We start from the raw sequence: 18,100 nt of genomic DNA, 5'->3' as shown, positions 1-18,100 counted from the left end.
TGGCTTTTTTATTTTTAGGACGTTACGGACATACTTGCCCATTTAAAGTTCGCAAATCACGGGAGGCAATTCGGAATATTGGAAATCTGCGCTGTATTTTTCAAGTTGCCAAGGGGTGGGGAATAGGAAAGGCTAACTCATCTAGAGGAGTTTTTATGAAAAATTTGATGATGATTTTGAGTGCCTTGTTGATGGTTTCTGCAGCGAAAGCAGCCGACAGCAAAGTGGGTTTCGTGGATATGCAAAAAGCCGTTCAAGCAACAGCGGCGGGCAAAAAAGCTAAAGCTGAACTTGAAGCTGATTTCGGTAAAAAGAAAAAAGACATCGAGAAAAAAGAAGCTGAGCTTAAGAAATTAGGCGAAGACATGGAAAAGAAAAAAGCGGTTTTGTCTGAAGATGCTTTGGGCAAAAAACAAGCTGAGTTCCAAGCTCAAATGATGAAATACCGTGAAGAAGTTCAAAAAAGCCAAATGGATCTGCAAAAAAAGCAAAACGAACTGACAGCACCTATCGTAACTAAAATGAAAGACGTGATTGCAAAAATCGCTAAAGAAAAAGGTTACACGATCGTGATGGAAAGCAATAACGGAGTTTTGTTCTCGACACCAGATTCAGATTTGACTGAAGAAACGATCAAAGCTTTCGATAAGCTGTAAAAGTTTTTCAGATCGAAAAGTTCTGGTCGGATGGTGAAATTTCCATTCGAACGAAAAAAGGCGTCCACGTGGATGCCTTTTTTTATTTTCGGAGCCGATTAGAAAAAGATTGAGATGATGTAGGTAGCAACCGGAGCGGTCGTGATCAAAAAGTGCCTGCCGGTTTTTGCAGAAGCGGCGCGAAAGTGGGATTACATTCTTGCGACTTCGATGCGGTTGTATAGCCATAGGAAGAAGACGCAGGCGAAAAGAATTGTGACCAATCTTAAAGCGCGGCGCTTTTCCATTTGGAAGTTTTCACTTAAGCCTACGGCCATCAACATCGCTGTGAAGGCAAAACCCACCAACGTGATCGGTGGAATCAGCTCGGAACCTGCCTGAAAAATAAAGAACGGAATGTTTGAGAATAGGACCAGGGTAAAAATCAAACGAAGCGAACAGGTTCTTTTTTCGAAAACCTGGAAGTAATAATAAATAAAGACAGCTCCCAGCCAGGCCATGACAACTGCGATAAACGGAGCGAAGATCAAACCAGATCCGATGCGGTAAATGTTCGGTGGAATCAAACCAGAAATCACACCCGAGATCATCGAGATCACGATGATTGTGATCAGCAAAGTCGACCATTTCCAATCCGGAAGATGTTTAATCTTCTGAACAGGATGGCGAAGATAATCAATCACGTAATTGAAAACTTCTTTAGCGGTTTGCATCTTTGTATCTTTACCAGGTGTCACATCACGATAGTCAGTCATAACCCCATTGCATCATGGGCCTTAGTGGGAGGCAAGTAAGTTCAGCTAACAATGCCCGCAGCACCCGCTAGGGCTTTGTCCATTGCACACCCCGAACTCCGCGACACGCCATCCATGGCTCACCGTCGCCGGCTTTGCCGGTTCGCGCATCCTGCGCCGACGGAGGTCGCTGCGTTCAGGGTGTGCAGCGGCCAAATCCCTATCGGGCGCCGCGGGCATTGAAGTTGTTTAATTGCCTTCTCTTAGATCCATTTCTGCTAGGGATTGTGACCTCTCTAGGAGAAGGCGGGCGTTTTGTAGTTGGGTGGATTCCAGGGCGCCCAAGGTGCTTAGTGATGGTAGGGGGCGGCCGAATAGGAGTAGTTTGTGGAGGTCGTAGGAGAGCTTTATGAAGAAGCTGCCTTTTTGGGTGGGCAGGGTTTCAATTGTGGCTTGGGGAACGATGGGAGTTGTTAGGGATGGAGTTGTGGGTTTGTTTTCTGGGCCGGTGATTTCGGTGATGCTCATTACGCAGTCGGGGCGTAGTTCGCGTAAGGTCGTGTCGAATTCTTGGAGGGTGGTTGAGTCCATGATCATGTGGAATTTTCTTTTGGCTTGGTCTTGGGATTTTAGGAATTCGATCAGGCGGGATTGGCGTAGGAGGGGGTTACTCCATGGCAGTCTAAGGTGAAAGACTTCGTAGCCGTGTTCAGCCAGGTAGGATGGATAGATGTTCCAGTAGTTTGAGAAATAGAAAAAGCTGCGTTGGCCTGTGACGAATAACAGGGGCCAGCGGGTGAGGAGGCAGTTTGGTTGGAGTTCTTTGTCGTACTGTTTTTTTGCGCGCGCTTTATTGGTAAAAACGGCTAAGGCGATGAGGCAAACGAAAAGGCTAAGAAGTAGGGCGAGTGTATCCACTCGCCCAGTATTGCGAATTAAAGAGAAGTGTTCAAGCGAAACGCGAAATCAAAAGAGTCTTTGTCAGAAGGTTTGTTAACCAGGGCGGTGCGAGCGCTGGCTTCAACACCGACGGAGATGTTGCGGTGGATTTGGGCGAACAAGCCGCTCGCGATAACCAAAGACGGCGTCGTTTCATCCACATGCAGGTCTTTCATGGCATTGTCATATTTCATCATGCGTGCAGAAAGACCCGTGCTTAAAGAGTAATTCCAAACACCCTGAATCGCATTCGTGTAACCAAATTTACCTTCTAACTCTCGCAAGGAAAATTCATCCGTGGAGCTGTCGTTAGAGCCATAGTTACGGAAGATCACTTCGCCATAAAGATTGCGAGAACTCAGATCGCGACCTGCGGAAAGTTGCACACCTGTGGTGCGGCGATTGAAGTTCGCGCCACTTGTAGAGATGTTGGTGAAACCATTCACGTAACCAATACCGATGTGTGACTGAGGACCATCAGCATCTTTTTTAGTTTGTTCGTAGCTGGATTTTTTTTGGCTCAGCTCATTCACCAGATCGTCATAGCTGACTTCCTGATAATCCGCGCCAGAAGCGGCCCAGACTATTGTAGAGGAGCAAATTGTAAAAAGGGAAACGGCAACGAATTGGAACGTTTTTAGTTTAGTCATAAGGTGATTCTAGCAGGGCATTGTCATTTCTCAAAAAATGATCTTTCTTTCTAGACCTCGTTTCCGGCAGACTAGGTATATGTTTTCTTTTTTCAAATCCAAGCACAATTGTTACTGCGCTTTTTGCAAAACTCCCCGCAATATTTATCGTAAGAAAAATATTGGGCTGATGAATATTTTTGCGGCGGCGATGGCTTCGATCGTGATCATGTTCGCGATCTGGCAAGAGTACGATCCAAGAGTCATGATTGCATTTGTAGTGTGCCTGGCGATCTCTGAAGTCTTTGTGCAGATCCGCTGGCGCTTGTCGGTGGTGTGCCGCACTTGCGGATTTGATCCGATCCTTTATGTGAAGGATTCTGCTGCGGCAGCAGAGAAGGTGAAGTTTCAATTGAACTTGCGTAAGCAGGATCCTAAGTATCTGCTGACGAAACCTCTTAATTTGCCGACCATCACTCCCAAGAAGGTCGAAGCCCTTGAAAGCAAGGGTAAAGGCAAGCTCGTTTCCCGTTCGATTTAATTAAATAGCCCCATTTTACGCCTTAAAGCCCTGCCGGAGTTGTTGCCAGCCGCAGAGCTTTATGCCAACTTAGGGGCATGAAAACTCTGATTGTGATTCCTACGTACAATGAAAAAGAAAATGTGCAGACGATCGTGCCTGCAGTTCTTGCTCAAAATTTAGGCGTTGATATTTTGGTTGTCGACGACAACTCTCCAGATGGCACAGGTTCCATCGTTCGTGAGATGCAAAAAACTCTGCCACAATTGAATCTTCTGTCTCGTCCCGGCAAACAAGGATTGGGTAAAGCCTATATCGCGGGTTTCCGTTGGGGGATCGATCAAGGGTATGAGGCCATCGTGGAAATGGATGCGGACTTCTCGCACCGTCCTGAAGACCTGGGTCCTCTTTTGAACACATTGAAACAAAATGATTTCGCAGTGGGTTCTCGTTATGTCGAGGGCGGTCGTACTGTGAATTGGGGTATCATGCGCAAGATTATTTCTCGCGGTGGTGGTATCTATTCTCGTTTGATCTTGGGTTTCCCATTGAACGATTGGACGGGTGGTTTCAATGCCTGGAAAAAGGAAACTTTGATCGGTATTGACCTGGCAACTGTTGAATCCAACGGTTACAGCTTCCAAATTGAATTGAAATACAAAGCCATGAAAAAAGGCTTCAAGGGAGCCGAGTCTCCGATCGTTTTTGAAGACCGTCGCGTGGGACAAAGTAAAATGTCCTTGAAAATCGTGCTTGAGGCTTTCTGGCGTGTTTGGCTTATGCGCTTTAAGTAATTCCGTTTCACTTCGAATGTTTCGAAGTGCAGCGGCGTTGCTTTTCATATTCTGTCTGGTTCCTGCGATCGTGCTTGCGCAAGCACAAAAAGGAACCGTCATTGCCGATGAGGCACAAGTCTATAAAGACCCTGATTTTGATGCACCCGTGATGGCGGTTTTAAAACAGGGTCAGGTCTTGCAAATCTCCAAAGGTAAAAAAGGACCTTTCTATAAGGTTCGCCTGAAGCCCGGAAAAACCGGTTGGATTTCCGATGCAGAAGTTCGCCCCGGCGTGATCACAAAACAAGACATGCACGAAGCCGCGCAAGAAGCTGAGGAAGCGGAAGAAGCCACCGAACGTGGCAAAAGACCTTTCTTTGCGAGCCGTTATCGCGGGCTTTCTCTGGATTTTATCGACTATGCGGAAGACACCATGGGCGGTCGTCGCAATGCTCAAACCATGTTTTTCGGTTTGAAGTTTAATGGTTACAACACGCTTTTTTCAGGCGACATGTACACTGAAAGCAATATCCTGTTTCACTCAGGGGCACCCTCTTACTACAAAGATTATACGGGTCATGATGGCGGAGGTTACATCGTCATTTTGGATTTTTTGTTTCAAACGGTTTTGCCAAAAGGTCGCGATCTGATTTTCTTTTACGGATTTGGCCCGATGTTTAAGTACTCACACTTTGATCTGACTTTAACGGGATCGCCAGATCCATACTCTGCAGACGATATGACTCTGGGAGTGCTGTTCAATGTGGGTGCGGCTTATCGAATTAAACGCGTTTCGATCCGTCCCGATATAAAGTACTATTGGGAAAAATCGTCGTACTGGGGATACGGCATCAATCTTGGTTTAGACTTCTAAATATAGATTCACATTAAGTTTTACTTTTGCCGCGCGTTAAAGGTGAACAGTTGGACGCAGGTGGGTTACAACGCCGTTCATGTTTAAGTCTATTTATCTTATAGGTCTGGTTTCAGTTCTTTTCTCTTCTTTGGCATTTGCTGGCGATATCAACGCAGCCTTTGAGTCTATCAAAAATACCGGAGCTAATTTTGATCCGGATGGAACTGTTTGCGAGGAGCTGGAGCGCGTTCGTCTTGCTCGAATCTACCCTGCGGATAAGTACTTTATTTCCGGCGATATCGAATACAGCACAGGGGGGATGACGATCGGGGAGTTGGATACAGTTGTGATTGATCGCTCCACCGGTAAAGTCGTTCTTTTGGGTGAAGTTAAATGCTGGAAGAACATGGATGATGCTTTGATGAAAGCAAAATCCCAAATGATGCGTTTCTTTTGGAACCTTCAGAAAAATCCGGCTAAGATGTCATTCAATTCCTACGACGGCGTTCAATATTCAGCCGCTCAGTTTCCGTTAGACACACCTGTTTATACGGTGGGCCCGCAAGGCGCTGTTGCAAAGGGCTTCACCTATGAGTTCGATCTAACTCTGAAAGAAACTCACCAACTAAGAATGATGCTTCTTAAGTGCCAACAAAATAACGATTGCCCTCGTCCTCAAGATTAGTTTTACGCGTCGCATACCAAGAAAGTGGCGGGCGCCTTTTGGGAATGCGATGCGTCCGTAAATAGGACCTGGCACCCGTTGATTTCAAGGGGCTGATGGGGCATCTTTTCGGCCATGTCTATTCAAGTTTTATCTCCGGAAGTTGTCGACCAAATTGCCGCGGGCGAGGTGGTCGAGCGTCCTGCTCATCTTGTTAAAGAGCTTGTTGAAAATTCTATCGATGCAGGTGCGACTCGCGTGCATGTGGAATTTTTTGATGGCGGTCGCATTGTTAAAGTGATCGACAACGGGAAGGGCATGTCTCCTGAAGATTTGCCGAAAGCTTTAGATCGTTTTGCGACCAGTAAAATTTCAAAATCAGATGATCTGTGGAGTTTAAAAACTTTCGGCTTTCGTGGCGAAGCTTTGGCGAGTATTTCCTCGGTCAGTAAAATGACTTTGACCACCCGACGTGAAGGCGACGAGCAAGCTTTCCAGCTGGTGAGCTTGTACGGCAAAAAACAACCGATTGATCGCGTGGGTGGTTCCCAGGGTACCACTGTGCTGATGGAAAATCTTTTTGAGAACATGCCAGCTCGTTTGAAATTCTTGAAATCAGATTCTGCCGAGCACACAGCCATCAAAACAACCTTGAAAGCAATGGCGCTCGCTCATCACGATGTGGAATTCCGTATTCAGGAAAACAGCAAGCTTGTGAATTTCTGGCCCGCTTGCAAAGACCGCAAAGAGCGCGCGGAACAAATTCTTGAAATCAAGCCTCTGTTCGTCGGTGAAGCCTCACGCGAATATGTAAAGGCCTATGCTGTTTTCGCAGATCCTCATAATGTGGCAAAGACCGCAAAAAATATCTGGTTGTTCGCGCAAAATCGTTGGGTTCAGGATCGCAGCCTGCAAGCCGCTGTGAACGAAGCCTACCGCAGTCTTTTGATGCACGGGGAATTTCCGATTGCAGCGGTATGGGTGGAAACCGATCCTGAATACATTGACGTAAATATTCACCCGACAAAATCCCAAGTAAAATTCCATGATCCTTCATTGGCATTTCGTGCTGTGGCCGGCGCTTTGCGTGGCACCTTGGAAAAAGCTCCGTGGATTCAGCAAAGTGGTCAGCTTCGTTCTCAGGCACAGTTCGCTGGAGAAAAGGGAGCCGTGGATTACTCTGATCCCGCTGCGACTTATCCTTCCGCGAAAAGTCTGCCAAACTTCGCAGTGAATGCAGCCACTGAAAAAAGCGGAGTGACGACTCAGTCAGAAATGCCAAAAGAAAATCTGGCATTTCAGGATTCCACTTTCAAAACCACGCAGTTTCAGAAAAAAGATTTCAGTTTCCCAACGACCTCGGTGCAACAGCCGCAAATGAGTTATCAAACTCTGGCCGAGGCTGCAGAGTCTCGTCAGAACTTCGAAATGCCTCCCAAGAACGACACTGCTTCCGCGACAAACATTGAAGCAGTGGCTCCAGTGAGTGGCGGTTATTGGTCTTCATTGGAAGTTTTAGGGCAAGCAAACCTCACATACATCGTGACTCAACATCGCGATAAAATGGTCTTCGTAGACCAGCATGCGGCCCACGAACGAGTCGCCTACGAAAAACTGATGAATGCCTGGAAGGGTGGAAAGATTGATATTCAAGATTTCCTTTTCCCTCTGGCAATTGATATGTCTCCGGAAAAAGTCGAAGGCCTTTTGTTGCTGGCCAAAGACATCGAACGCCTGGGAGTTTTCATTGAAGCTTTGGGGCCTGGCACTGTGGGTGTTAAAGCAGCTCCTTTGTTCATCAAGGAATCTGTTTTAGGAAAAGTCCTCGATCGCATGGCCACGGAAGTGGTGGATCAAGGTGGCAGCTATTCTTTGGAAAGAGCCGTGGGCGATATCTGTGCCACGATGGCGTGTCACTCGGTGGTGCGTGCGGGACAAGCCTTGAGTATCGATCAAATGAAAAATCTTTTGCGTGAAATGGATCACTTCCCACTCTCAAGTTTCTGTCCTCATGGACGACCGGTGAGTGTGGAATACCCTTTCTATAAACTTGAAAAGGACTTTGGACGAATCGTTTGATGAACAAAAACAAGCCCGTCATTTTCGTTGTAGGTTCAACCGCCACTGGCAAAAGCGAGTGGGCGCTTAAGCTTGCGCAGGAATTCAAGGGCGTCATCATCAACTGCGATTCAGTTCAGTGTTATACCAAAGTTCAAATCGGTGCCGCAAAACCTACAGCCGAAGAGCTTCAGCTTGTTCCCCATTATCTGGTCAGTTACGTCGATTCTCCGAATGAAAGTACCGCTGGAAGTTACTGTCGCGATTTTGCGCAAGTGATGAGCAGTCTCCCTGATGGCGTTCCCGCCTTTGTTGTCGGGGGCACTGGTTTTTATTTTATGGCCATCGAAAAAGGCATGTACCCGGTGACTGAAGTTTCAGAAGAAATGAAGGCTCAGGTTGCCAGAGAAATGGCGGAACCCGGTGGCGCTGAACGACTTCATGCTGAACTTAGAAATGTAGATCCTGAGTACGCGACGAAAATAAACATCGCTGATCACTACCGTATCGGTCGCGGGATTGAATTGATCCGAACTCAAGGAAAAGGTGTCACCCAAATTCAAAAAGAGTTCGATGAATCCAAAGAACCCTTTGCATATCCGCTATTGAAAATCGGTCCGGAGTGGGAGCGCGATAAACTGCGCGAACGCATCGCTCTGCGCACTCACAAAATGTTGAAAGACGGACTGATTGACGAGGTTGAAAAACTCCTCGACCAAGGTTTGGAGGGGTGGGCTCCGATGAGCAGCGTTGGTTATAAAGAAACCATCGAATTCATTAAGGGCCACATCAACGAGGATGAACTTTTAGAACAAATCACGACAAATACTCGGCAGCTGGCGAAGCGCCAAAAAACCTGGTTCCAAAGAGACAAAGATATTCAGTGGTTCGATGGAGCCAGAGGTTATTTAGAAGCACGGGGAGTGGTCGAGAAATTCCTGAACTCTTTGACCACAAACAGTGCTCCCGACAAGAATGGAAATATATGAAAAGTATGACTGGTTACGGAACTGCGAAAGTTCAATCAAAAGATGTTTCTGTGGAAGTAAGCATTCGTGCTGTAAACGGACGTTTTTTGGAAACGCGCTTTCATTTGCCGCGTGAATTCGTAGCCTTTGAAGGGGAGCTTAAGAAAACTTTAGGCGCTTCTTTGTCTCGCGGAACTGTCGACATTTTTGTTTCCCGTAAAGTCAAAGCCTCCGCTTCGGGTAAAGCACAAATGACAGTGAACGATGCTTTGGTTAAAAAGTACGTCACTGCTTACAAGCACCTTGCAAAAGGAATGGGCATTCCTTTCCAGGTTCACTTGGAGGCAATGGCGCGCTTACCGGATGTGATCAAGGTCGAAGAAAGCTATGAGCTTTTCACCGGTGAAGAAAAAGTTCTGAAAAAGGCTTTCGCAGAAGCTTGTGCGAATTGCGATAAAGAGCGCGTGCGCGAAGGGAAATCCCTGCGTAAAGACCTGGAAAAGCTTTTGGTGGCTTTGGATAAAGAGATCAAAGTCATTACTGATCTTCGTGAGGAAGCCAATGCGCAACTTCAGGAAAGATATGAAACTAAGATTCGCTCCCGTATGAAGGGGAACGAAATCGATCCCGCTCGTTTGTCTCAGGAAATCGTGATTCAGCTTGAGAAAGCCGATATCAACGAGGAGTTGAGCCGCTTAAGTGAGCATATTAAGAACTATCGCCAATTGATCGCTTCCCAGGAAGCTGAAGGTAAAAAACTTGATTTTTACACTCAGGAATTGCTGCGTGAGGTGAATACAATTGGTTCAAAGTCTCAAGTAGCCAAGATCACTCAAAGCGTGGTACAAGCGAAAACGCTCATCGAAAGATTAAGAGAACAGGTTCAAAACGTTCAATAGTATGAAAACGCGAATGATTATTGTCGCTGCTCCCAGCGGCGCAGGAAAAAGTAGTTTCGTAGCAAAGGCGATTGAAGAGCTTCCACAGCTCGTGGACATCGTCACGTTTACGACTCGCAACATTCGCAAAGGGGAGAAAGACGGTCTTCAGTACCACTTTATCTCTCACGATGAGTTCAAACAGAAAATCGAACAGGGCTTTTTTGTGGAGTGGGCGAAGGTTCACACTAATTTCTACGGAACGTCCTACGAGTCCCTGGAATCCACTTGGAAAGCTGGAAAATGCGCGATCATGGATATCGACATCCAGGGTGTGCAAACATTTAAATCCAAGTATCCTGATGCTAAGACCATCTTTATTCTGCCGCCCTCCATTAACGAGCTGCGTCGTAGGATTGAGAAAAGGGACGGGGGCATGCCTGCCGATATCGAAGTTCGCATGGCCAATGCGGAAAAAGAGATCGCCGAAGCTTCTAAGTTCGACTTCCAGATCGTGAACGACAACTTCGAGCATTCCTATGCCGAATTTAAGAAAATCATTGAAAAGTTACTAGCTTAAGGGTAATTTCCTCGTTTGAATCGATGAATTATTTGCGCCCGGAGGCATTAAATGGCTCGTGTAACCGTTGAAGATTGCTTGGAAAAAGTTCCTAACAGATTTGCTCTTGTGTTGATGGTTGCTAAAAGAGCGAAGCAACTTCTTAAAGGTGCTGAAGCGACAGTTTCCACTCGTTCAAACAAATACATCGTATCTGCACTTCGCGAAGTTGCAATCGGTAACGTAGGATATGAAGTGGCAATGGATCCTAAAGAAGCTCTTCTTCAGATCGAAAAAGACTTGAATAAATAGTCTAGGACGAAGGTCCTAAGTTCCTAAAAATACTAATAAATTCCGATTATAAAGCGAATCTATTTGGAGCCCATATTCTTGTCAGGTAAACTGACTAGAATATGGCGGAACCCCAAAAAGAGACTGGTCTCTCTCATAAACCAGTCAAAACAGTTGATGATCTTCTTAATCGCATTCGCAGCTACTGGCCGAATGCGGATCTTAAATTCATTGAAAAAGCATACTACTTTTCCGAGAAACATCACGAGGGTCAAATCCGTCGCAGTGGTGAGCCGTATATTTCTCATCCACTTTCTGTTGCTGCCATTCTTGCAGATCTCCGTCTTGATTTAGATACAATTGCCACAGGTCTTCTGCACGACACCGTCGAAGACACCGATGCCACACTCGAGGACATCCGCCGTGAGTTTGGTGATGCGGTCGCGCACTTAGTTGATGGCGTGACTAAAATTGGTCAGATGAAATTCAAAAACTCCCACGAAAAACAAGGCGAGAACATTCGCAAGATGATCGTGGCGATGGGTAAAGACGTACGAGTCGTTTTGGTGAAATTAGCCGATCGCTTGCACAACATGCGCACGTTGAATTTTATGCCATTTGATAAGCAGGAAAAGATCGCGCTCGAAACTTTGGAAATTTACTGTCCGCTTGCGGGTCGTATGGGTATCAGTGCTCTGAAAATTGAGCTGGAAGATTTGTGCTTCAGATACTATCGCCCGGACATGTATTACGAACTGATTCAACAGGTGAAGAAAACCGAAGCTGAACAGAATCGATATATCGAGGACGTGAAGCATTTGATTTCTAAAGAGTTGAGTAAAGTGGGCTTCAAATTCGAAGTCTATGGACGTTCAAAGCACTTATGGTCCGTTTATCGCAAAATGCAAAGTCGTAACCTTGATTACGATCAGGTTTATGACGTTCTTGCTTTCCGTGTGATTGTTGAAAGCGTAGCAGAGTGTTACGCAGCTTTGGGATTGGTGCATTCCCTGTGGAAGCCTGTTCCCGGTCGTTTTAAAGACTTCATCGCCATGCCGAAAACCAATAACTATCAGTCGCTGCATACGACGGTGGTGGGACCGGGTGGTGAACGAATTGAAATTCAAATTCGTACCAGTGAGATGCATTTGATCGCCGAAATGGGGATCGCGGCTCATTGGAAATACAAAGAGCGCGGGAAAATGGAATCCGATGAAATGCAACAGGCGAACTGGTTGCGTGATCTGGTTTCGTGGCATCAACAAGTGCGCAGTCCCGACGAATTCTTGGATACAGTTAAAACCGATTTATTTGAAACGGAAATTTACGTTTTCACTCCCACAGGTGAAGTGCGTGAATTCCCAGAGGGTGCAACACCGGTCGACTTTGCTTACGCGGTTCATACGGAGCTGGGTAACAAATGTGTGGGTGCTCGCGTGAATGGCAAGATGGTGCCTTTGAAGCATCAATTGACCAACGGGGACACAGTAGAGATCATCACAGGCAAAGGACAAGAGCCGTCAAAAGATTGGTTGAAGTTCGTTGTGACCAACAAAGCCAAAGCGAAAATTCGCGCCTTCGTTAAAGAAGAGCAGCGTCGTCGCTCCATCTTGCTGGGTAAAGAGTTGGTGGAAAAAGAATTCCGCAAATTCGGTATGGCTGCCGTGAAATATCTGAAGGGCCCGGCATTTGAACAATATTTAAAAGATTTTGGTTTGAAAGATGTGGAAGAGCTTTACGTGACTGTGGGTTACGGAAAACTTGAAACACGTGTTCTGGTGGAAAGACTTTCACCAGAAAATATCGCCAAAGAAGCCGCAAAAACCGAAGACTCGACTTTCATGGAAAGAGTCATGCGTGCGGCGACTCATAAAACGCGTAAAACCAATTCTCTGGTTTCCGTGGATGGAATGGATGACATGCTGGTGCACTATGCTAAATGCTGTCATCCGATTCCAGGTGATCCGATCGTGGGCTTTATCAGCCGGGGTCGCGGTATCACCATTCATCGCAGTGATTGCAGTAAAGCTTTTGAATTTGATCAGCTTCGTAAAGTGGATGTCGCTTGGAATGTTAAAGTGGCAGGTGAAGGGCAGGAGCGTATTGTGCGCCTGAAAATCATCTCTCAAGACAATCCGGGATTGTTAAAATCCATGTCCGAGGCCTTTGCCCAGCAGGGGATCAATATTCAGTCCGCGCAAATCCGCACGACAAAGGATAAGAAAGCCGTTTGTAATTTTGAAGTCTCAGTAAAGGATGCCTTACAATTAAACCAGGCGATTTACGAGATTCAAAAAATCAAAGGCATTATCGGTGTCACGCGTGTCATTCAGTAAATACCTTCCCAAATTTCACAACTTTCTGGCGTTTGGCGTTTTGATCGTCTCTGTGATTGTGATGATGGGGTGGATTCTGCAATATCCCGGTGCGGTTCGCTTTGGACCGACGGCGATACCCATGTCATTTAATACGGCTTTTCTTCTTTGCTTTCTCTGTATCGGCATTCTTTTTTCGGATCGCGATTACTATAAAACCGGGCGAGTCTGCGCGGGGATTGTGCTTTTCTTCTCGGCTCTGATTTTTTCTCAATATCCTTTGGGCGTGAATTATGGAATTGATTCGCTCTTTGTTCCTTACTTCGTGGATCCCTTGACACTGTATCCTGGGCGAATTGCGGCAAGTACTTGCACGGCGCTTTTTCTTTTGGGACTCGCACTTTTCTTTAATAAAAGTTCCTTGCTAAGTCAGTTCGTGCGCGTGAGTTGTGCGGCAACCGCTTCATGCTTGGGATTGGTCGGAGTTGCGGGGTACATTTTTAATATTAATTCCCAATATGGTTGGGGAAGTTTTGCGCGCATGGCTTTGCACTCGGCCATTTGTGTTTTGATTTTGTCTTTTGCCTTGATGGTGCAACTATGGGTGCGCATGGGACGACTGGGGTCCCACCGCCGACGGTTTGCTCCGTTTTATGTCTTAACAGCAGGTATTTTTACGACGATGGGGTTGATGCAGCTCTTGTATATCAAGGACTATCAGAAAACCCGCTCGATTACAGAGATTCGTACCACGGCAATTTTGGAAAATTTCGACAATATCTTTACGCCTCTGACAAGATCCCTGGGCCGCATGTCCCAGCGCTTTGTTTTAAATGACTACCACAGCCGTCAAGCCTGGGAGATTGATGCCGAAATTTACTCCTCCGATTTTAAAGGTGTCCGCCGCATCATCTGGGCGGAAAAAGATTTAGTCGCAAAGTGGGTTTATCCCGTAAATAACAACGCGGACCGTGTTGTCGGTATGAAAATGACTCGCCAGCGTGGATCTGAAGGCGCTATTGAGCAGATACTTAAAACTCGTAAGCCGGCCATTTCTGATGTGATTCCCTTAATCACGGGAGGTGATGGCGTTGTTTTGTACTATCCGGTTTTTCGCGGTGATGATTTTATCGGGTTGATAAGTGTGGCGCTGGAAGCGGATGTGTTTTTCGCAGAGGCGGCGGTCGCTCCAGGATATTTTGTAGAAATCAAAGACGACGACGGCCACGAGTTTTTAAAGACGGGTGATGCCGGTCTGATTTACATGCGCGACTGGGGTAACACCGTCGTCTATCAAGCTTTGAATGCAAATTGGGTTTTCACCGTCACTCCCAAGCCCGAGATTGTACAGAAAAATTCCTCCTACCTTCCAGGCGTCGTGGGGATTTTTGGTATCAGTGTTTCGTTACTTCTTGCGATCAGTTTGGTTTTTTATACGCGCTCACGCGAATCTGAACGTCGCATGAAGGACTCTTTCGACTGGCATAAAGCGGGGCGTGACAGTATTTCGCTGTTGATGTTGCAGCTTGATAAGTACGGTAACGTTTCCAGTATTAATAAAGCCGCAGAAGATCTTTTGGGATATACCGAGAGCGAGTTGGTCGGAAAGCCGGTTTTTTTACTGGGTGAGTATTCCGAACTGATGATGCATCGGGGACGCATGGAAGCTCAGCTGCAAAAATCCCTGGCTTCCGGTGACGTGTATTTGGAAGCTCTTTTCGAAACAGGGGCTCACCCGGGTTTTGAGCGCACGTTCGTTTCTAAATCGGGTAAGCACTTTCATATGGCGCTGTCTTTGCACCGGGTGACGAATGATCAGGGCGAGATCAACGGTTATCTGGTTATTGCGGAAGATATCACCCAACGTAAAGAGCGTGAGCGCCTGTTAAAGGAGCGCGAGGAAAAAATCCTGGTGTCTTCGCGTTTAGCGACATTGGGTGAAATGGCAGCTGGTATCGCGCATGAAATCAATAATCCCTTGGCTGTGATCGGTGGCTATTTAAGCATGCTTCGAAAAAACCTGGGTCAAAAAGGCATGGGTGATGATGTTGATATCAATCGCCGTATTGATTCCGTGGAATCCATGGTGGGAAGAATTGCTAAAATTGTTCGCGGCCTTCGCAGTTACGCCCATGAATCCGTCATGGATGATATGGAAGAAGTTGAAATCGCGATGATCATTGATGACACACTGGCATTTTGCCACGAGAAATTTAAGCTGAATGAAATACAGTTGACGGCTTCGGTTGAGCCGGGACTGACAGTAAAATGTCGGCCTTATCAAATTTCTCAGGTGCTTTTGAATCTTTTAAACAATGCCTTTGATGCTGTGGCGGCGGCACCTGTTAAGAAGGTGCGTATCGATGCCTCTTACCATGCGGGTGGCATTGAAATCAGTGTGACGGATTCAGGGCCCGGCGTTCCGATGGAACTGAGAGAGAAAATCATGCAGCCGTTTTTTACCACGAAAGAAGTGGGTAAAGGTGTGGGACTGGGGCTCAGTATTAGTATGGGCATCATCCAGTCACACAATGGAAAATTCTTTTTGGACAGTGAATCAGAGCAGACGAAATTTATCGTCTGGCTGCCTCATGCACCTCATCTATCCATTTAGCAAAATACGAAACCTTCATTGCGGTGGAGCGACCTTGCGTGCAACTGACGTGACCCGCGAATTTCTTTATACCAGTCACAGAGGATGTCACCCCGATCAAGCGCGGAACCCCATTCACGTTGACGAATTGGCCTGATCCCGAATCACCACTGCAGATAAACTGTGTATTGCCGTTACTTAAAATTGCATAGCGATCTTGCATAAGACCATAAGCCCCATTTAATTTTACAACCGCCTTACGCAACTCTCCGGCGCTGCCATAACCGATAGCGAAAATTTCTGCAGAGTCTTTGGTTTTTCCATAGCCAAAGATATTTAAGAATTGATTCTGATAGTTTTTATTTTGATCGCGCTCGATTTCGATTGGTTCAAAGCCCGCGGGTATGCCGCCTTCGAAAAAGCCCACCGCCACGTCGTTCAGGAGACCCACTTTGGTTTTACGAAATTGAGGATGGATTACGATCTGCGATCCTGAGCGCTGGTGCTCGCGGTCGGTGAAAAGTCCTTTTTCGTTTGCGAAAATGATCTTAAATCTGGAAAGCGAAGGAGTTTTCTTTTTATCAAAACAGTGAGCAGCAGTCAGAAAGCTGTGGTCACTTAGCAGAGTTGCGGTACAGATGCCGGTCGCCATGCCAATACTATTCACAGGTTGAAATAGGACGACACCACGCGAGCCATCATCACGACGAGCCGTCACCTTGGTTCCATTGATGACGCCGGAAGAGTCATTGGCATTAAGGCTTAAAGAAGAATCCTCGGAGCCGGGACCGCAAGCAGTTAACGTCGTTGTTATCGCCAATGCCGTCGCCATCGCCAAAATTAAAAAGTCGAAATGTTTTTTCATGAAGACGTTATACAAGATTTCTTGAGGGAAGAGGTGCTTAAATCAAAGTATTTTCAGAACTTAATGAAGATCCAAACAAACAGCCGTCGAGTCACGGAGGTAAGTGCGTGGAATCTCACGGTTGAAATAGTTTGTTCATACATTAGACAGTCATGAAATTACTGCCAGCCGTAGCCCACGCGGAATAAGATCGCGCTCGCAGTGACGGTATCAGAAGGTGGGAAGTACACATACTCCACACTAAAAGGAATAAAGTTTTTGCGGTTCAGTTGATACTCACCACCAGCAGAAACCGTTAAAACCTGATTGGTCGCAATTTGGTTTTCATCCAAAGCCGTGGCCGATTTTGACATCGCAATCAAAAAGCCTCCACCTAAACCAGCCCAGGTGCGGATTTGATTTGTGGTGAAGTAGTATTTTGCAAGGGCATAACCCGAAAGGTAAGTGATATTGGCGCTACAATTTGTGGTGCCTTTGCAACCCACGTTTTTGCTGGTTTGCCCTGTCACGTTGTATTGCTCAAGCATTCCCAGACCGCGCAAAGTGATATTGCGAGTAAGAACCCACTCATAAAATCCACCAGCGCCCAACCCCGTGCCCTTAAGCTCGGGTTGTTCTGCAGGATTGATGGCAGGATTTTCTTTGATCGTGGGCTTCATGCTGTCCATACCGTACTGACCTAAAAAGCCGTAGGAGTTTTTAAGTGTTCTTAGAAAGCTCATGTCGCGAGCTTTATCAAAGGCGGAAGCTTCTTCATCCGGAGTCGTGGCGCGGCTCAAGGTTTCTTGCTGACGAGAGGTATCTGATTTCGCAGCGGCTTTGGTTTGAGCAGCCGATGTTCCTGCGCTTGAAGCTTTCGCCTGCAGAGTGTTGCCTGTCGCACCACGGCCTTTGATAACATCCGCGACGGCGCGATCATTTTTCGTTTGTTTGATACGAATGATTCCGATTTTTTTGTGAGTGGCAGAGTCGATCAAAAAGAATTCATCACCCGCATGAACTTCAGCGCCTTGCAGGTTCACCATGACTTTGCCATTTTTAACAGCCGTCACTTCCGCCGCCAGGGCAGAAAAACTGAAAATAAAGCTAAGGCAAAGCAGAGTTAAGGATTTTTTCATTCGCTGATCATCAAGTTGTTTTCAAGTTCGCGCACAAACTGCTCTTTATAAAGATCCCAAACCGCAAGACTTGAAAACTCATAAGAACACGCTTGAACATTTTTATCACCGCGCTGAATAGCTTTCACTTCCACAGTCCCAGGACGAGTGGTGCGCCAAATCTCCAAATCATTTTCCATCACCACGAGCTCATAGTTCGCACGAGGAAATTCATCATTAAACCAAGTCTCAAGTGGACCCTGATTTTTACAACCCGTCAGAGAATAAATTTCGGAAGAAGAAGAAGGGACAAAAGAAGCCCCTTTGATTTTCGAAGGAGCCGCTGCCTCAAACTGGTTACGCCCCTCGGATCTATAAACCGAACAACCTTCGAGAAACATTAAAGAAATAACAATCAAAGCTGCTGACTTCATATCTAAAAGTATAAAGTTCGGGGAGGGGAAACACAAAAAGGGCTTCGACAATCTAGGCCTTCGCCCAACCGGCGGGAGGGAGACTGCCTTGGTCGCCGTGTCCTGCCTCCTGCGCATTCCGCGACACGCCATCCGGGCTCAGCCGTGGCTCGCCTGCGGCGAGTGCGCGCCATCGTGGCGCCCACGGAGGTCGCTGCATGCGCAGGAGGCAGGCCCCAGCGCCCAAGTCAGCCTCCCTCCCGCCGGTTGAACAAGTTCAACCTCGCGA

Annotated in this window: 18 protein-coding genes; 12 read left to right on the top strand and 6 right to left on the bottom strand. The window is 46.7% G+C overall.

Annotated elements, in window-relative coordinates; translation table 11 throughout:
* Positions 1 to 155: 155 nt before the first annotated feature.
* A complete protein-coding gene (locus ACLSU7_RS04350) occupies positions 156 to 656 on the top strand; it encodes an OmpH family outer membrane protein (protein ID WP_413294327.1) in 501 nt (166 codons plus the stop codon).
* Between the two features lie 191 nt (positions 657 to 847).
* On the opposite strand, the gene ACLSU7_RS04345 is transcribed toward ACLSU7_RS04350, so the two are convergent.
* The 3 genes from ACLSU7_RS04345 to ACLSU7_RS04335 form a co-directional block, all read right to left on the bottom strand.
* Positions 848 to 1,411, bottom strand: a complete 564-nt coding sequence (locus tag ACLSU7_RS04345) for a Yip1 family protein (RefSeq protein WP_142699884.1) — start codon at positions 1,409 to 1,411, stop codon at positions 848 to 850.
* A 228-nt stretch (positions 1,412 to 1,639) separates the two neighbouring features.
* Complete coding sequence (locus ACLSU7_RS04340; RefSeq protein WP_413294326.1) at positions 1,640 to 2,308, bottom strand: hypothetical protein; 669 nt, start codon at positions 2,306 to 2,308, stop codon at positions 1,640 to 1,642.
* 17 nt (positions 2,309 to 2,325) lie between these two features.
* Positions 2,326 to 2,979 carry a hypothetical protein gene (locus ACLSU7_RS04335; RefSeq protein WP_413294325.1) on the bottom strand — a complete coding sequence of 218 codons (654 nt, stop codon included), beginning with the start codon at positions 2,977 to 2,979 and terminating at the stop codon, positions 2,326 to 2,328.
* Between the two features lie 79 nt (positions 2,980 to 3,058).
* Between ACLSU7_RS04335 and ACLSU7_RS04330 the strand changes: the two genes are divergently transcribed.
* From ACLSU7_RS04330 to ACLSU7_RS04280, 11 genes are all read left to right on the top strand, one after another.
* Positions 3,059 to 3,499: a hypothetical protein gene (locus tag ACLSU7_RS04330; protein WP_413294324.1), complete on the top strand. Its 441-nt coding sequence runs from the start codon at positions 3,059 to 3,061 to the stop codon at positions 3,497 to 3,499.
* A 77-nt stretch (positions 3,500 to 3,576) separates the two neighbouring features.
* Entirely contained in the window at positions 3,577 to 4,272 is a 696-nt protein-coding gene (locus ACLSU7_RS04325; RefSeq protein WP_413294323.1) for a polyprenol monophosphomannose synthase, read from the top strand.
* Positions 4,273 to 4,288: 16 nt separating this feature from the next.
* Complete coding sequence (locus tag ACLSU7_RS04320) at positions 4,289 to 5,128, top strand: SH3 domain-containing protein (protein WP_413294322.1); 840 nt, start codon at positions 4,289 to 4,291, stop codon at positions 5,126 to 5,128.
* A gap of 79 nt (positions 5,129 to 5,207) precedes the next feature.
* Positions 5,208 to 5,795 (top strand): hypothetical protein, encoded by a 588-nt coding sequence (locus tag ACLSU7_RS04315; RefSeq protein ID WP_413294321.1) that lies wholly within the window; start codon positions 5,208 to 5,210, stop codon positions 5,793 to 5,795.
* 114 nt (positions 5,796 to 5,909) lie between these two features.
* Complete coding sequence (gene mutL, locus ACLSU7_RS04310; RefSeq protein WP_413294320.1) at positions 5,910 to 7,853, top strand: DNA mismatch repair endonuclease MutL; 1,944 nt, start codon at positions 5,910 to 5,912, stop codon at positions 7,851 to 7,853.
* A complete protein-coding gene (gene miaA, locus ACLSU7_RS04305) occupies positions 7,853 to 8,821 on the top strand; it encodes a tRNA (adenosine(37)-N6)-dimethylallyltransferase MiaA (protein WP_413294318.1) in 969 nt (322 codons plus the stop codon). Before mutL ends, miaA begins: the two co-directional genes overlap by 1 nt.
* Positions 8,818 to 9,699 carry a YicC/YloC family endoribonuclease gene (locus ACLSU7_RS04300; RefSeq protein ID WP_413294317.1) on the top strand — a complete coding sequence of 294 codons (882 nt, stop codon included), beginning with the start codon at positions 8,818 to 8,820 and terminating at the stop codon, positions 9,697 to 9,699. The genes miaA and ACLSU7_RS04300 overlap by 4 nt, the downstream gene beginning before the upstream one ends.
* Before the next feature lies 1 nt (position 9,700).
* Positions 9,701 to 10,258 (top strand): guanylate kinase, encoded by a 558-nt coding sequence (gene gmk, locus ACLSU7_RS04295; protein ID WP_413294316.1) that lies wholly within the window; start codon positions 9,701 to 9,703, stop codon positions 10,256 to 10,258.
* A 51-nt stretch (positions 10,259 to 10,309) separates the two neighbouring features.
* Positions 10,310 to 10,549: a DNA-directed RNA polymerase subunit omega gene (gene rpoZ, locus ACLSU7_RS04290; protein ID WP_413294315.1), complete on the top strand. Its 240-nt coding sequence runs from the start codon at positions 10,310 to 10,312 to the stop codon at positions 10,547 to 10,549.
* A 101-nt stretch (positions 10,550 to 10,650) separates the two neighbouring features.
* On the top strand, positions 10,651 to 12,864 hold the full coding sequence (locus ACLSU7_RS04285; protein WP_413294314.1) for a RelA/SpoT family protein: 2,214 nt from the start codon (positions 10,651 to 10,653) through the stop codon (positions 12,862 to 12,864).
* Positions 12,851 to 15,457, top strand: coding sequence for an ATP-binding protein (locus ACLSU7_RS04280; protein ID WP_413294313.1), 2,607 nt, complete (start codon positions 12,851 to 12,853; stop codon positions 15,455 to 15,457). The genes ACLSU7_RS04285 and ACLSU7_RS04280 overlap by 14 nt, the downstream gene beginning before the upstream one ends.
* Here ACLSU7_RS04280 and ACLSU7_RS04275 read toward each other — a convergent pair.
* The 3 genes from ACLSU7_RS04275 to ACLSU7_RS04265 all read right to left on the bottom strand — a co-directional run bounded on the left by ACLSU7_RS04275 (position 15,417) and on the right by ACLSU7_RS04265 (position 17,832).
* Positions 15,417 to 16,301: a S1 family peptidase gene (locus ACLSU7_RS04275; protein ID WP_413294312.1), complete on the bottom strand. Its 885-nt coding sequence runs from the start codon at positions 16,299 to 16,301 to the stop codon at positions 15,417 to 15,419. The two genes, ACLSU7_RS04280 and ACLSU7_RS04275, sit on opposite strands and share 41 nt — an antisense overlap.
* Before the next feature lie 158 nt (positions 16,302 to 16,459).
* Positions 16,460 to 17,419 carry a hypothetical protein gene (locus ACLSU7_RS04270; RefSeq protein WP_413294311.1) on the bottom strand — a complete coding sequence of 320 codons (960 nt, stop codon included), beginning with the start codon at positions 17,417 to 17,419 and terminating at the stop codon, positions 16,460 to 16,462.
* Positions 17,416 to 17,832, bottom strand: coding sequence for a hypothetical protein (locus tag ACLSU7_RS04265; RefSeq protein ID WP_413294310.1), 417 nt, complete (start codon positions 17,830 to 17,832; stop codon positions 17,416 to 17,418). The genes ACLSU7_RS04270 and ACLSU7_RS04265 overlap by 4 nt, the downstream gene beginning before the upstream one ends.
* Positions 17,833 to 18,100: the final 268 nt, after the last annotated feature.

Source organism: Bdellovibrio sp. HCB185ZH, assembly GCF_047302455.1.
GTDB lineage: Bacteria > Bdellovibrionota > Bdellovibrionia > Bdellovibrionales > Bdellovibrionaceae > Bdellovibrio.
This window is presented reverse-complemented; position numbering and strand designations above follow the sequence as displayed.